Raw genomic sequence first — 15,789 nt, 5'->3', positions numbered from 1 at the left:
TATCAATGGCTGTTACTTTTCTTAGTAGCACGCCTTTTTTGTAAGTACAATGTTCTCTAGATAACTTCAAGCTAAGTAAAAGATATGAATAAATATTAATTTAAATCAATATTTTTAACATTTATTGCCAATCTTAATAGCTATAACAAAAATTTCTAGAAGCTGCTAATTCTTTTCAAACAAAAATTCAGAACTTATACGGATATGATTTCCTAGAAAAATTCTTAAAATAATATATCAATAATGATGTGGATTATATAAGTTAATCAAGCGATTAAAGATTAGGAGAAAAATAAAATATGCCAATAATAAACTCTTGAATAAATAGGTTTGTTACTAGCAAAATTTTTGCCATTTCACATCTTTATTGTCTTTTTAATAGACTTGATTTAGTCCCCTATATACCAAATGTATTTGCACTTGTTGACATATCTACTGACCACTATGTAGCCAATGTGGGTTTTTCAACACCTGGCTTTTTAATAAAAGGAATAAAGTATGACCCACCCAGAACTTATTTTTTCAAATAACATAGTTAATGAATTTAAAACTTGTACTCAATTGCAATACAATGGCAAATTAAATATTAAAAGTTCAAAGGGCAGTCAATGGACTTTTTATTATCGGCTAGGACGCATAGTTTGGGCAACAGGTGGAACTCATCCCTTCCGGCGCTGGCGTAGACATATGTCCCAGAATTGTCCTCAGATTGATGTTGATAAATTGCAGTTGCGTTTACAAGACTTATCAATCGATTATTGGGATTATCGCCTTCTAGAAATATTTTATAAAAAACAGAAAATCCAACGGGAACAGATTCAGTCTATTGCAGAAAGCACAATAGTAGAACTATTATTTGACCTAGCTCTGCAAGGAAATTTTGCTTCTATAAGTTGCAATCGCAGCCAAGAAGTTATCTTAGAAACACCAATGAGCTTCACGAGTGCAGAAATGTCTGTAAAGCATATGCAAGACTCGTGGAAAATTTGGTCAGAAGCTGGTTTAGCAAATTTTTCTCCTGACTTGGCACCAGTTGTGCGGCGGCCAGAACAACTCCAGCAGATGGTAAGCCCATCTGTTTACAAAAACTTTGTCAATTTAATCAACGGCAAATTTACTCTACGAGATTTAGCAGTGAAAATGAAGCAGAGTGTACTGCCATTAACGCGTTCGTTGCTTCCTTACATTCTTAAAGGAATCATCGAATTGGTGGAAGTACCTGACTTGCCTTTAGGAGTTACTGAAGTCAACAATAACTCTAGCAGCGCACAACCAAAGAAGCGGATTACTCCACTAGTAGCTTGTGTGGATGATAGCCCTCAGGTCTGTAAAATGCTAGAAGATATTATCACTTCCAATGGACTGAGGTTTGTTAAGATTCAAGATGCTGTACAAGCTCTACCAAACCTCATTCAGGATAAACCAGACCTGATTTTTTTAGATTTGGTTATGCCAGTTGCCAGTGGTTACGAAATTTGCACTCAGTTGCGACGGATATCTACCTTTACCAACACACCAATAATTATATTAACAGGCAGTGATGGTCTTATAGATAGAGTTCGTGCCAAAGTAGTTGGTTCTACAGATTTTCTCACTAAACCTGTAGTAGCTGATAAGGTAATGGCTATAGTACGTAAGTATTTACCTACAGCGAGTGTATCTATCGATAAGAGTAAATCTAATTTAGAGGTTTGTAATTAGGTTAAATTAGTAATTTTATTGATAATTAGTCTGATTACCTTGAAATTTTAATTGCTCAGAAGTTTTTATTACGTACTTTTTCTGAGGTTAATAAATAAAGATTAGATCAAAATTAGACAAATACGTTTTTTGTATTTCTAGCAGTCCTATTTGAGTTATGAAATAGTGTTTATGGCAAAAGAGCTAGGGTTAGCCTCTAGTGTCTTCCATGCCTTTATTCACAAATCATTTAGGATTTGTTTGTATGTCTAAATCTGTTTACATTCTGAAAATATTTTAATGAGTAACTACCATGAATACTGTTTTAGTTGTTGAAGATGGCTTAACAGATATGGAAATAATCAGCCGTTACTTGCAACAGGCAGGTTATTCTGTGATTAGTGCCAAAAGCAGTGAAGAGGCTCAAGATAAAATAGATCAAAATAAGCCAGACCTAATATTTCTCGACGTAATATTACCAGGTAAAAGTGGCTTTGAAATTTGCCGAGAACTGAAAAATAACCCCAATACTAGCCAAATACCTGTAGTTTTTTGCTCAACAAAAAATAGTGATGTAGATAAAATTTGGGGCAATATGTTGGGTGCTGATGGTTATTTATCAAAACCGATTGATCGAGAGGAATTAGTGGTAACTTTGAAGCGGTTGATTAATAAATAATAATTGCAAATAGTTGCTACCAGTAAATCATCAGAGAATAAGGATCAATAAATTTGGAAACCAGGGAAAAGTTTTTAAGTTTTAATTTGGGAGTCAGTGATACAGCCGTAATCTCGTTGCAACATATCACAGAAGTTTTGCAAGTACCATTACCTGAAATATGTGGCGTTCCTCAGATGCCCAGTAGTGTTTTAGGTATTTATAACTGGCGGGGTGAGATGCTGTGGTTGGTAGATTTAGAGGCAATGTTAGGTTATCCTCCAATTTCGCAAGGATCAAACTTACTTTCAAAAATGATGGCGATTGTTCTGGAAAACAAGGGTAAGTATTTGGGATTATTGGTGCGACAACTTATAGATATTGAATGGCTAGATACTCAGCAGATGAAACCCCCAACTACCGAATTATTTTATCCTAAAATATCACCTTTCTTGCAGGGATACTTTATTAACGATTCCGAGGATATGATTTTTAATTTGGATGCCATAACGATTATTCAAGCTCCCATGTGGGGGATTCATAATTGAACATAGATATAGTATTTTGACATCTCCTAATTGTTGATGGCAAAATACCAGTTCATTCTTACCCGTTAAATATCAACCTATTACAAGCCACAAAAATTGAGGATAATCAAATGACATTTTTGTATAATAGCCACGAGAATCAGCATCTAATCTCCGAATTAGAAAATCAAAATGGTAAAGCTGATATAACAAATATTGCTAACAATGAAATATCTTTATTAAATGCGATCGCTCATGAATTTAAAACTTCGCGGCGACAGTTGCAAGACATTGCAACTCATATGCACCAAGCTCTAGACCTTAATACACTACTCAAAATCACTGTAGCGCAAATTAGAGAAAAGATTGGCTGCGATCGCGCCTTAATTTATCAGTTTACTTCCCTGGAATCAGGTAATGTTTTAGCAGAATCTAGAACACTAGGTTGGACACCGACTTTAGGCGAAAATATTCCAGGAATTATTTTTGGCTTGTATGCCAATCAAGATTATATAGAACCTGTAGTTATTGACGATATCAATCAGATTCAACTTACCCCTTATCAAAAGCAACTCCTAGATAAATTTCAAATTAAAGCTAGTTTGAGTTTACCGATTGTAGTAGAAGGTAAAGTATGGGGATTACTGGTAGTAAATAATTGCTTATCAACGCGGCAGTGGCAAGAAGTAGAAATTAGCCTACTATCCCAAATTACAACAGAACTCATATACAAATTGCAGAGTTTTGAATTCAAAAGAGAAGAACAACAGCGCATACTAGCAAAAAAATCTGTAGCTAAGGTAATCGACAAAATTTTGCGGGCATCGAATGTCGATAAGATTTTTCAAACAACCACTCAAGAAGTACGGCAATTACTAAAATGCGATCGCGTCGCTGTTTACCGCTTCAAAGATGACTGGAGTGGCGAGTTTGTTGCTGAGTCAGTGGGTAATGGCTGGATAAAAATGGTCGGCCCTGATTTTTACATGGTCTGGGAAGATAGCCACTTACAAGACACTCAAGGAGGACGTTATGCCAAGGGCGAAAGTTTTGTGGCCAATGACATCTATAAAATGGGACATACTCAATGTCATATTGACATTTTAGAGCAGTATGAAATGAAAGCTTACATCATTGCCCCCATATTTTCTGGAGAGAAATTATGGGGTTTGCTGGCAGCTTACCAAAATTCTGGGCCTCGTGATTGGCAACCTTGGGAAGAAAGCTTTGTAACTCAAATTGGGCTGCAATTTGGTGTGGCTATCTCACAAGGCGAATATCTAGAACAGATGCATAAGAAATCTGAGCAACTAGCCCAAATAGTTGAACAAGAAAAAGCTTTTACTAAGATAGTAGGCCGCATCCGGCAATCTATAGATGTAGATAGCGTCTTCAAAACAACCACTCAAGAAGTGCGCCAATCACTACGATGCGATCGCGTCGCTGTCTATCGGTTTAACTCTGACTGGGGTGGCGAATTTGTGGCTGAGTCTGTGGGTACTGGTTGGACAAAACTGGTAGGCCCTGATATTAAAACCGTTTTAGACGATACCTACTTGCAAGATACTAAAGGAGGTAGGTATGCCAGAGGCGAAAACTTTGTTGTTAATGACATTTATGAAGTAGGGCTTGCTCCCTGCCATATTGAGATTTTAGAGCAATTTGAAGCCAGAGCTTACATAATTGTTCCTATATTCTTCGGGGAAAAATTGTGGGGTTTGTTAGCAGCTTATCAAAATTCTAGCTCCCGTGAATGGCAAACCTGGGAAGCGAACTTTTTGGTTCAGATTAGCTTGCAATTTAGTCTAGCTAAATCACAAATAGATTATTTAGAATTAGTTCGGGTTAAATCTGACAAACTAGCTCAGATAGCAGAACAGGAGAAAGCTGTTACTAAGATCAGTAACCGCATCCGGCAATCTTTAGATGTAGAAGAAATCTTCAAAACAACCACTCAAGAAGTACGCCAATTACTGCGGTGCGATCGCGTCGCAGTCTATCGCTTCAACCCTAATTGGACTGGTGAATTTGTAGCAGAATCAGTAGCTCATACTTGGGTAAAACTGGTAGGCCCCGATATCAAGACTGTCTGGGAAGATACCCACTTGCAAGAAACTCAAGGAGGTCGATATGCCCAAGGGGAAAACTTTGTTGTTAATGACATTTATCAGGTAGGTCATTCTCCTTGCCACATTGAAGTTTTAGAGCAATTTGAAGCCAAAGCTTATGTAATTGTTCCTGTATTTGCTGGGGAACAATTGTGGGGATTGCTGGCAGCTTATCAAAATTCTGAAACTCGTGATTGGGAAGAATTGGAAGTCACCTTGTTAGCACGCATTGGCAACCAGTTAGGGTTAGCATTACAACAGACTGAATATTTGCAACAATTGCAAGGACAATCAGCCAAATTAGCAGAAGCAGCAGCACGAGAAAAGGCAGCCAAGGAGTTACTACAACAAGGATCTATTCAACTCCTAATAGCCCTTAGACCCGCCCTCAACGGCGACTTAACAGTACGCGCACCCATTACAGAAGACGAACTAGGCACGATCGCCGATGCTTACAATAATACCCTGCAAGCACTGCGCCAAATCGTTCTTCAAGTACAGGGGGCTGCTCAACAAGTTGCCCAAACTTCCGGTAACAGCGAAGCTTCACTAACGGGACTGACTAATTTAGCACAACAACAATCTGAGGAAATTACCGCAGCTTTAGGTGAGATTCAACAGATGGTGGACTCTACTCAAGCTGTGGTGACGAATGCTGAGTTAGTGCAAGTAGCGGTGCAACAAGCCAATGAAACTGTAGAGTCTGGCGATACTGCGATGAACTTAACTGTAAAAGCAATCCAAGGAATTCGTGAAACCGTCGCTCAAACCAGCAAGAAAATTAAACGCCTCAGTGAATCTTCGCAAAAAATCTCTAAAGTGGTGAATTTGATTGGTAATTTTGCCACACAGACAAACGTATTGGCTCTGAATGCAGCTATTGAAGCCACCCGTGCCGGTGAATATGGCAAAGGCTTTGCAGTTGTAGCGGATGAAGTTCGTTCTTTATCTCGCCAGTCAGCAGCAGCAACCATCGAAATAGAAAAACTAGTCCAGGAGATTCAAGCAGAAACCGGGGAAGTTGCAGTAGCTATGGAAATTGGCATTCAGCAGGTGGTAGAAGGTACAAATCTTGTTAGCGACACTCGTCAAAACTTAAATGCGATCGTTTCTGCAACTGCCGAAATTAGTCAGCTAATTGAGCGGATTACCGCAGCAACTCAAAAACAAATGACACAATCTGTAACAGTCACAAAATCAATGCAAGATGTAGCAGAAATTGCTAATAAAACTTTTGCTGAATCTCAAGAAATTGCTACTGTGTTCCAAGATTTGTCAGGGATGGCGCAAGAGCTATTAGCAACTGCTAGTAAGTTTAAAGTGAAATAAGGAATAGGGAATAGGGAGTGGGGAGTGGGAAGTGAGAGCTTTTTAAATTCACTTCCTCCGAATAGCGCAAGGCTCTCTCAAAGAGCTAGAAACTCACTCATTACTATCAGTTAGACCCAAAATTAGACTTACAGATATTCAACTGACCATCCCCATTTTGAAACAATGTGAATCTGTAGGAAAACTATTCCGTGCTTTGATTCGTTTTTTAGAAAATAATGGGAGTAGAGAGTAGGGAATTACACCTGATGTGAATTAAAAAATTCCCATTATTTTAAATCCTCCGATCTCCCTATTTTCCGCCCTCCATCCCCCACTCCCTAATTATGATTACAGATAACGAAATTCGTGAACAAGGATACATCTACTTTCTAGCTGAAGCCCCGGAATTAGTTCAAATTATTGAGCAAGAACTATTTAGCTTATCGGAAGGTTATAGCATTACCAAAGTTCATAACTTAATGCGGGCTACTCATACAATTAAAGGTGGTGCTGCTAATGTTGGTCTAGAAGTAATTAAGATGATAGCTCACTTTTTAGAAGATGTATTTAAAGCTCTATACAACCCAAAAGTAGTGGTTGATGATGAATTACAAACACTTTTACTACAAGCTTATGAGTGTTTGAGTATAGCATTAAATACCGAGCTAATAGGCAGCAATGTTAATAATGAAGAACTGCTGCACCGAGCAAGTTCAGTTTTTGCACAATTGCAAGAAAAACTGGGTGATGCATTTGGCGCTGAGTCTCATATTCCCACTTCTGAAGAACTGGGCTTTGATATTGTGCAGTCAGTTTTTGAAGCAGGAGTAGAACAACGTCTAAACACTATTGGTGAAGTTGTTAACAATCCACCAAATCATGATGAGTTTATAGAGTTTTTACAATCTCAAGCTGAGGTATTTCTCGGTTTAGCAGAATCTCTAAATTTACCTGGATTGGGAGAAATTTCCCAAACAATTTTGTCAGCGCTGCAAGCAAACCCCGCTCAGGTGCAGCAAATTGCAGAAATTGCTCTTGCAGATTTACAACAAGCACAAAAATTGGTACTAGGAGGCGATCGCACATTTGGTGGAGAAGCTTCTCCAGGTTTGCAAAAACTCGCAACAGTGGCGAATAATGAGTTATCTGGAGAATTACAAAATAATTCATTTGCTGACACATTTATCATCAATGAAGAAGAATTTTACCAGTTTATTACTACCTCTGATAATACTAAAAACGAACCTGTAAACCCAACAACTGCAAAATTTTATTTAAAAGTACTCCACTACATTTTTGGCTGGTTTAATCACGAACTACAAATACCAGAGACAGAGCTTAATTTAACCTTACTAGTTCCTAGACTAGGAAAAAAAGAATTACTTAATTATATTGAAAATTGGCTAAATAATTTTCTTGATTTTATCAAAGATGAAGAAGATAGTCAAAATCTTTGTATTTATCGGCATGGAATCATTTTAATTATCCTATTCGCAGTAGCAAAGTTTGAATATTCTGTTAAAAAAGCTGACAGTTATCTCTCGTTAATTAAAACATTACAAACTCAAATTCATACATTAGCAAAAGAATATAAAAACTATCCTCCTGTTACTGGCAAAGAGAAAAATTGGCTTGATAGCCCCAAGTTACAAAAACTGCTAGTTCTTAAAGAAATATCTCAGCCTCTACCTTCTCAAATAACTGATAACTTACTAGAAGCAATATGGGGAGAAGACACTAACCAAAATCTTATTCCTGAAGTCGTGGCGATACAGACTGATGATTCTTTAGCTGTCACTGAGCAGGTAGTTATAGATGTTTCAGAAACAGCTATTGAAGTCATGCCTGATTTGGCTACACAAATCAATAAAGAAATAGAAGATAAATCACAGTATGTTCAAACTAAAAATCTCCGCCAACCTTCATTTATTCGAGTAGATACAGAGAGACTGCAACACCTCAATTATCTAGCAGGAGAATTGCTGATTTACCAAAAACGGCGGACTTTGCAAGATGAACAAGTTAAAGAAATAATTGAGCAATTAATCCGGCAACTCACTAGACACCAAACCACTTTAAATGAATTACGTGATTTACCATTACAAATACAAAATATTGCCTCAAAGCAAACGCAAAGTTTTGCAGTTAAATTTGACTCTTTAGAAATGGATGTATATACAGAATTCCATACTACATTGCATGAAGCAATAGAAGAGACACTGCAACTACAAGAAACCACAGAATCTCTTGACTTGCTCGTGACGCAAGCGGCTCAAATTAGTGACAAACAAGAGAATTTAACTCTTAATATTATAGATAGTTTAGTCGAAGCACGAATGTCGCCTTTGGGCAATATCCTGAATCGCTTCCCCCACATGGTCAATAAGTTGGCGAATGTTCATGCCAAACTTGTAGAATTAAAACTTACTGGTACTGAAGTACTAGTAGATAAAGCGATCGCAGAAAAGCTGTACGACCCGTTATTACACTTGGTGCGTAATGCTTTTGACCACGGTATTGAAGCTCCATATGTTCGCAGAGAGCTTGGTAAACCAGAACAAGGTTTAATCGAAATCTGTGCCTATCATCAGGGTAGCCAAACTATTATCGAAGTTCGGGATGATGGGATGGGATTGAATTTAGACAGAATTCGCAGAAAAGCTGTTGAATTTTATCCTATACAAACTGAAGATAAAATTAGAAGCTATGGTTCTAATCTGGCTGAACCTGAACTTCTAGATTTGATATTTTCACCTGGATTTTCTACTGCTAGTAAAGTTAGTGAAATTTCTGGGCGCGGTATGGGTTTAGATATTGTGCGTACTCAAATGCGCGCACTCAACGGCTCAATCTCAGTTGAATCCTCGGCTAACCAAGGAACAATATTCATACTCAAAATTCCTTTTTCTATGACTACAGAAAAATTAATGCTAGTTCAAGCCAAAGGTGTTATTTATGCACTTCTTTTGGACAGTATTGAAAAAATAGTGGTTCCTTCTGAACAACAGATTAAAGAGATCGAAGGGAAAAAAGTCTTGCATTGGAACACAGATAATGATGAGACTATGGTCAGCCTGCGTCAGCTTTCAAAGTTGATTGATTATAATGGTTCATTTTTTAATAGTAGTACTCCATACAACACATCAAATGCTCACGACCCAAGCGTAGCGAAAAATCCGGTGCTTTTGCTACGACGGAATCAAGAAAAGGTAGCTTTGGAAGTTGACCAAATTATTGGTGAACAAGAACTGGTAATCAGACCTTTAGGAAATGCGATCGCACCGCCAAAATACATTTATGGTTGTAGTAGTTTAGCTAATGGTAATCTCATCTTAGTGATTGATGCTTCATTGCTGGTAAAATCTTGCGAGATCCAACAAACAACGCTTGATATCATGGCGCTACCAATAGCTTCTTCCTCAAATAAAAAAGCTTTGCCGATATCGGGACATAGTTTTTCATCTACGCCATTACTTGTTGCATCTACTTCCACAACAACTATAGAAACCAAACCTAGTTATTCTCAGGAACAAGATAATAAATTACCTATAGAAACCCAGCCCAGTTATTCTCAAGAACCAGATAATAAATCACCAAAAGTTGTTTTAGTAGTAGATGACGCGATTAGCCTGCGCCAAACTCTCTCTCTGACACTGCAAAAATCTGGTTATCAAGTAATACAGGCTCAAAATGGTGTAGAAGCTCTAGAAAAGTTGCAGTTGCATCCAAAAATTCGAGTTGTCATATCCGATTTAGAAATGCCACGAATGAATGGTTTTGAGTTGTTGAGTAATTTCCGTCAGTACCCAAATTTAGCAAAAATACCTGTAGTCATTCTCACATCTCGCAGTGCTGAAAAACATCGTCAGCTTGCTCAAGAATTGGGTGCAAAAGCTTACTTGACCAAGCCTTATTTAGAGCATGAGTTTCTCGCTACAATTCAGGGATTAATTAATAGTAATACAGATGATTTTAACCATTTACTTATGGTGACAAATGATCGATGATTTTGGAAATGCCATCGCCTTAGTTACTAGGTAAATTATTTGGATCTACACCTAGAGAACGTAAATATTGCGCCAACTTTTCAGCCCTTTGCCGTTCTTGTTCAGCCCGCAATCGCTCCTGTTCTGCCTGTTCTGCATCTGTCAAATAGCGATTTCCTTGCTGATCATACCAACATAAAAACTCTTGTTGTATCCCGGCAATTACAGCTTGGTTTCGTCCAATACCTAATCCCACCTCTGGCATAAAATAAGGTTCACCTATTTTTAGTTGGTAGTTTCCATCTATCAATTTATACACTTCAAAGGGTTGATGTTGGTCGCGTCGCCAAAACTCAGGGTTATAAATTACATAGTACAATACACCCAGTTTTCTGTATATATCTAGCTTCTCGTCGTATTCACCTCCTGGGGTGTGGGATACCATTTCTAATGTGAATATTGGAACTATGCCATTTTCTTCCCAAACCGCATAACTTTTACGTGATTTACCAGCCTTTTTCCGTTCTACTCCTACACTTAAAAAAGCATCTGGCACTACAGGGACTCTAGGATTTACTCCTGTGGTGTGATAGACTCCCATATCAACTCCGAAGTACCAATCTATGCGATTTGCCCAAATGGAGTTGAGTAAGAAGAGTAAAATGTTGGGCAAAAAGTTTTGATCCTCGTTATCCACTGGCGTATCGTCTGAACAGGGAAGTTCATCAGTAGTTGGTAACGCATTTTTGAGATCAGGTGAGAGCATAACCGTTGTCTCGCTGGCGTTTGATGCCCTTATTATAAATGAGTGACGAAAAGTTTAGCGTTTGGGCGCAGCCTCGCCAAATTTAATTAAAAGCGCGATCGCAATACTAACAAGCAAAATTAACGTCATACTTAAAGCTGAACCAAATCCCCAATTTTGCGTTGCTCCTAGAAACTGGTTATAAACTAACCGCGCTGCTGTCATACTAGAAGCACCACCAAGTAATTCTGGATCGACAAAATCCCCTAAGCCTGTGATGAATACAAGCATGGAAGCAGCCGCAATTCCAGGCATAATTTGCGGTACGGTTACTTGGCAAAAAGTTTCCACCGGATTTGCACCTAAATCAGCCGCCGCTTCTAGCAACCGCTTGTCTAGCTTTTCGAGAGAAGCATATAAAATCAAAACCATATAGGGTAACAAGCTGTAACTCATACCAATAAATACAGCTTGACTCTGGTTAAGTAATTGCAAAGTAGGCAAGCCTAAACTGCTGAGTAAACTGTTCAATAAACCAGTAGGACGAAGAATTGTAATCCAAGCATAGGAACGGAGTAGCGAGGAAGTCCACAAAGGCAAGACAAAGCCTAATAGCAGCAAATTCCGCCAACGCGGCGGCGCTATCTGAGCAATCCAATAGGCGACGGGGAAGCCCAAAATTAAACAAATTATTGTAGTGCCAAAGGCAAAAAATAGCGATCGCCCAATTACTTGTAAATAAAGTGGGTCGAATATTCGGATATAGTTTTGGAATCCGTTGGGATTGACCAAATCTCCTGGCCGGATGTCTGCAACTAAACTTAACTGGAAAATTATTAAAGTTGGCAGCACCAATAAAAGTAATAACCAAATCCCAGAAGGTGCAAGTAATACTAAAGGTTGCAGCCAATTCGCTGGTGGGGGATGCAATTCTTCTATTTTAGAAATATCACTTTTTTGTAAATTCACCACTTATATATAACTCCTAACTCTTAACTCCTAATTATTTTAACCGCTAGTTAATTTAGTCCAATAGCGATCATAAACCTCTTCAAATTCTCCTACAGGAGTCACACGTTCACAATTTGTTAAAAATGACTCTAAGGGAAATAAATTAGTATTGTTTTGTATTCTTTTTGGCAATTGGTCAAATCCAGCACTATTAGGCGTAGAAATATTCAGACGTTGACTGATTTGGGCTGCTAATTCTGGTTGCAAAATCATGTTTATCCAAGCATAAGCACCAGCCGGGTTAGGGGCTGTTTTAGGAATTACAATAGTATCTGTCCATAATGAAGAACCACTGCGAGGAATCACATATTTTAATTTAGGGTTCTCTTGAGAAATTCTTACCGCATCTGCTGAATAGCACATTGCCAATAGTAAATCTCCCGCCAGAATTTGATTTTGCCAAGCATCTGTATCAAAACGTGCGATCGCAGGTTTTAGCTCTTTCAACTTTTCATAAGCTTGTTTAATTTCTTGTTCATTTTTTGAGTTGTAAGAGTAACCTAGCATCCGTAATGTCGCACCCATCACTTCTCGAACATCATTGAGCAAGGTCATCTGCTGATTAAGTTGCTTTTGGTTTTCCCAAAGGTAATCCCAGTCTTGTGGTGCATCTTTGAGTTTTTCGGAATTGTAAAGTAAACCTGTCGTCCCCCAGTTAAAAGGGATACTATATCGGTTATTGGGGTCATAGCTAGGATTCTGAAACCGGGGGAATAAATTCTCTAAACCGATTAAGCGATCGTGATCTATTTCTGTTAACAAACCTTTGTCCACCATCTTCTGCACCATGTAATCTGATGGATAAATGATGCTGTAAGTGCCACCGCCTCCAGCTTGGAACTTAGCCAGCATGACATCATTGGAATCGTATACATCAGCTAGCACTTTCATGCCGGTTTGGGTGCTAAAAGTTTTCAGTAATTGGTTGTCAGTATATTGCGTCCAGGTAAAGATATAAAGTTGGTCACGTTGACCAGATGTATTAGAATTAGCACGTACTTCAGCCAGCCTCCAGCCACAACCAGCTAAAGATAAGCCAGAAAGCCCTGCCACCCCTTTTAAAAATTGGCGTCTGTTAGTCATTAGGTTAGAAGCTGTTTATCAACAACCTCTAGATTACGGTATACCTAGTAGCCCCTGCCGTAATTTTTAGGGATAAATGTGTCAATCTTCACACTTACTGTAGACCTTGCTTAATCTATGGTGATTGTCCTGCCTCAACCAGATCCCTCCATCGGAAGGAGTTCTTCATCATGCGGGTATCAGTGGGACAACAAACTAGAAATTTTTGCAGATGAAATTATGTAGATTTGTGACTATATAGCTTAGACTAGTAAATCTATCATCATATTTTTATAGCTTCAATCAATAGGCTGTTATGCTCTTCCCAAGAAAGCCAAACAAGTTTGTAGAGAATTGCGGCACAAAGTAGTTAAATATGTTGTTAAACATTTGTAAACTGTTAGCAGCCGAGTAGCCGCGTGTCACATCTTGTTAAGGAATTATCATGAGACAACTTGTTATTGCTGAACGCGTATGCCTCATTGGTCATATCGTGTCAAAAGCCTTTGGACTGGTAGGGATGCTACTGGTCGTACCTAATGCTGAAATACTTTTCAATTTATCGCAGGTTGGAGAAACTGCCGTACAGTTAAGTATGGCAGGTGGCGGTGTAGTTGATATCATCTTGGGGACAATAGCTGTCTCTATTTATGCCTACCGAACGCTGGGATTGGGAACTTGGCTAGCATTTATGCTGCCGGCTATGTTTATTTCCTTGGGTAGTGAACTACTGGGAACCAGCACGGGTTTTCCATTTGGTGATTATAGCTACTTAAGTGGCTTGGGTTATAAGATTGCGGGGCTAGTTCCTTTCACAATTCCTTTATCTTGGTTCTATGTTGGGCTGTCCTCTTATTTAATTGCGAGAACTGGTTTGAAAGTGGCACAAAAACCTAGTTGGGGACGCCATATTGCGGCTATAGCCGTTGGTGCTTTACTCTTCACTTGCTGGGATTTTGCGCTTGAGCCAGCTATGAGTCAAACTTCTCTGCCTTTTTGGTATTGGGAACACCCAGGAGCTTTCTTTGGCACACCTTACCAGAACTATGCAGGTTGGTTTGGTACTAGTGCCCTGTTTATGAGTGTGGCAGGATTGTTGTGGAGAAACGCTTCGATTAAATTAGAGCGATCGCAACTTAATTTACCCTTAGTCGTTTATTTAACCAACTTTGCCTTCGCCGCCGGACTAAGCTTGGCCGCTGGATTCTACATCCCTGTGTTGCTCGGCTTATTCCTTGGCGTGGCTCCTGCGGTGGCGCTATGGTTAAGCAGTTCAACCACACCCACTCAAGTTGCTGTTGAACCACCAAGCAATGAAGTTTCAGTGGCAAGAAGCGTTAAAGTTGCCTTGAAATAAGCCTATAAATTGGGGAGTCGGGAGTGCAAAGACAAAGGGAATAACCCATGCCCAATGCCCCATCCCCAATTCCCATTTGTTTTGTATAACCGCGATTTTCATTGATTAAGTATTTTGACAACAGTAGACAACGCTTTAATAGTAGAAAGCGCCATTTCCCTTTTATTACTACTTATCCAAGTACCAGCAACGGCGATTCTGTTTTCGCGCCTGCTAAAGGGGCCAAGACGGCTTCCTCCAATAGAACCGCAACAACCGACACTGGAGCTTTTGGGTAAGGTTAGCGTCGTCGTTCCCACGCTGAACGAGGCGCTTCGCATTAGCCCTCTGTTGGCTGGTTTAAGCCAGCAAAGCTACGAAGTTCGGGAAATTATTGTTGTAGACAGCAACTCCAGTGATGGTACACCCGACTTGGTAAAAGCGGCGCAGCAGAAAGATCCGCGCTTTCGTGTGATGACAGATGACCCTTTACCCTCTGGTTGGGTGGGACGTCCTTGGGCGTTGCATAACGGTTTTTTATTTAGCTCTGAGGGTAGTCAGTGGTTTTTAGGGTTGGATGCTGACATTCAACCGCATCCTGGTTTGGTTGCTGCTTTGGTGAAGACGGCGGAAGCACAAGGCTATGACCTCGTTTCCCTTTCACCCCAGTTCATGCTTAAATATCCAGGAGAGTGCTGGCTACAACCTGCTTTGTTGATGACTCTGCTTTACCGATTTGACCCGGCTGGGATCAATACAGATCAGCCAGAACGAGTGATGGCAAATGGGCAGTGTTTTTTGTGCCGTCGCTCCGTTTTAGCTGCTGTGGGTGGCTATAGCAGTGCGAGTAGTTCTTTTTGTGATGATGTTACTTTGGCACGAAATATTGCTGTTCAAGGGTATAAGGTGGGCTTTTTAGATGGCGCAAAGGTGCTGAAAGTACGGATGTATGAAGGGGCGATGGAGACGTGGAAGGAGTGGGGGCGAAGTCTCGACCTCAAAGATGCAACTTCTCGTTCGCAGTTGTGGGGAGATTTATGGCTACTCACATCTGTTCAAGGTCTACCTCTTTTAATTGTTCTCACTTTTCTGTTGACTTCTCCCCCACTCGCTTATTCCTTTACTCCCCCACTTATCTTACTGGGACTAAATTTATTTCTGGTGGTAATTCGCTTTGCTATGCTAATTGCGATCGCACCTTCTTATGATCGCAAAAGCGCTAAAGGTGGCTGGTTATTCTGGCTTTCCCCTTTGGCTGATCCCTTGGCTGTGCTGCGAATCTTCTTGTCTGCATTCCACAAGCCACGCGAGTGGCGGGGACGGAAATATATATAGTGGGGCATTGGGCATTGGGCATTGGGTATT

The 15,789-nt window shown here is 39.6% G+C and carries 11 protein-coding genes; 8 read left to right on the top strand and 3 right to left on the bottom strand.

Annotated elements, in window-relative coordinates; genetic code table 11:
* Positions 1–498: 498 nt before the first annotated feature.
* The 6 genes from H6G26_RS08245 (at position 499) to H6G26_RS08225 (ending at position 10,291) form a co-directional block, all read left to right on the top strand.
* The gene (locus H6G26_RS08245) at positions 499–1,701 is read left to right on the top strand and encodes a response regulator (RefSeq protein ID WP_190728786.1); all 1,203 of its coding nucleotides are present in this window, start codon (positions 499–501) and stop codon (positions 1,699–1,701) included.
* 292 nt (positions 1,702–1,993) lie between these two features.
* Positions 1,994–2,359 (top strand): response regulator, encoded by a 366-nt coding sequence (locus H6G26_RS08240; protein WP_190728785.1) that lies wholly within the window; start codon positions 1,994–1,996, stop codon positions 2,357–2,359.
* Positions 2,360–2,412: 53 nt separating this feature from the next.
* The gene (locus H6G26_RS08235; protein WP_190728784.1) at positions 2,413–2,886 is read left to right on the top strand and encodes a chemotaxis protein CheW; all 474 of its coding nucleotides are present in this window, start codon (positions 2,413–2,415) and stop codon (positions 2,884–2,886) included.
* A 110-nt stretch (positions 2,887–2,996) separates the two neighbouring features.
* Complete coding sequence (locus H6G26_RS08230) at positions 2,997–6,302, top strand: GAF domain-containing protein (protein WP_190728783.1); 3,306 nt, start codon at positions 2,997–2,999, stop codon at positions 6,300–6,302.
* A gap of 46 nt (positions 6,303–6,348) precedes the next feature.
* Complete coding sequence (locus tag H6G26_RS44230) at positions 6,349–6,537, top strand: four helix bundle protein (RefSeq protein WP_347242446.1); 189 nt, start codon at positions 6,349–6,351, stop codon at positions 6,535–6,537.
* 91 nt (positions 6,538–6,628) lie between these two features.
* Positions 6,629–10,291 (top strand): hybrid sensor histidine kinase/response regulator, encoded by a 3,663-nt coding sequence (locus tag H6G26_RS08225; RefSeq protein WP_190728782.1) that lies wholly within the window; start codon positions 6,629–6,631, stop codon positions 10,289–10,291.
* A 19-nt stretch (positions 10,292–10,310) separates the two neighbouring features.
* Here the strand turns inward: H6G26_RS08225 and H6G26_RS08220 are convergent, their stop codons facing one another.
* The 3 genes from H6G26_RS08220 to H6G26_RS08210 are packed head-to-tail and all read right to left on the bottom strand — an operon-like array spanning position 10,311 to position 13,109.
* Positions 10,311–11,036, bottom strand: coding sequence for a Uma2 family endonuclease (locus H6G26_RS08220; RefSeq protein ID WP_190728781.1), 726 nt, complete (start codon positions 11,034–11,036; stop codon positions 10,311–10,313).
* 54 nt (positions 11,037–11,090) lie between these two features.
* On the bottom strand, positions 11,091–11,984 hold the full coding sequence (locus H6G26_RS08215) for an ABC transporter permease subunit (protein ID WP_190728836.1): 894 nt from the start codon (positions 11,982–11,984) through the stop codon (positions 11,091–11,093).
* Between the two features lie 39 nt (positions 11,985–12,023).
* A complete protein-coding gene (locus H6G26_RS08210; protein WP_190728780.1) occupies positions 12,024–13,109 on the bottom strand; it encodes a spermidine/putrescine ABC transporter substrate-binding protein in 1,086 nt (361 codons plus the stop codon).
* Between the two features lie 424 nt (positions 13,110–13,533).
* On the opposite strand from H6G26_RS08210, the gene cruF reads away from it, so the two are divergent.
* On the top strand, positions 13,534–14,445 hold the full coding sequence (gene cruF / locus H6G26_RS08205) for a gamma-carotene 1'-hydroxylase CruF (RefSeq protein ID WP_190728779.1): 912 nt from the start codon (positions 13,534–13,536) through the stop codon (positions 14,443–14,445).
* Between the two features lie 114 nt (positions 14,446–14,559).
* Positions 14,560–15,759: a 2'-O-glycosyltransferase CruG gene (gene cruG, locus H6G26_RS08200; RefSeq protein WP_190728778.1), complete on the top strand. Its 1,200-nt coding sequence runs from the start codon at positions 14,560–14,562 to the stop codon at positions 15,757–15,759.
* Positions 15,760–15,789: the final 30 nt, after the last annotated feature.

This window comes from Nostoc sp. FACHB-888 (assembly GCF_014696655.1).
Taxonomy (GTDB): domain Bacteria; phylum Cyanobacteriota; class Cyanobacteriia; order Cyanobacteriales; family Nostocaceae; genus Nostoc.
Note: the sequence above shows the minus strand (reverse complement) of the source record. Positions and strands in the feature narration are given on the sequence as shown.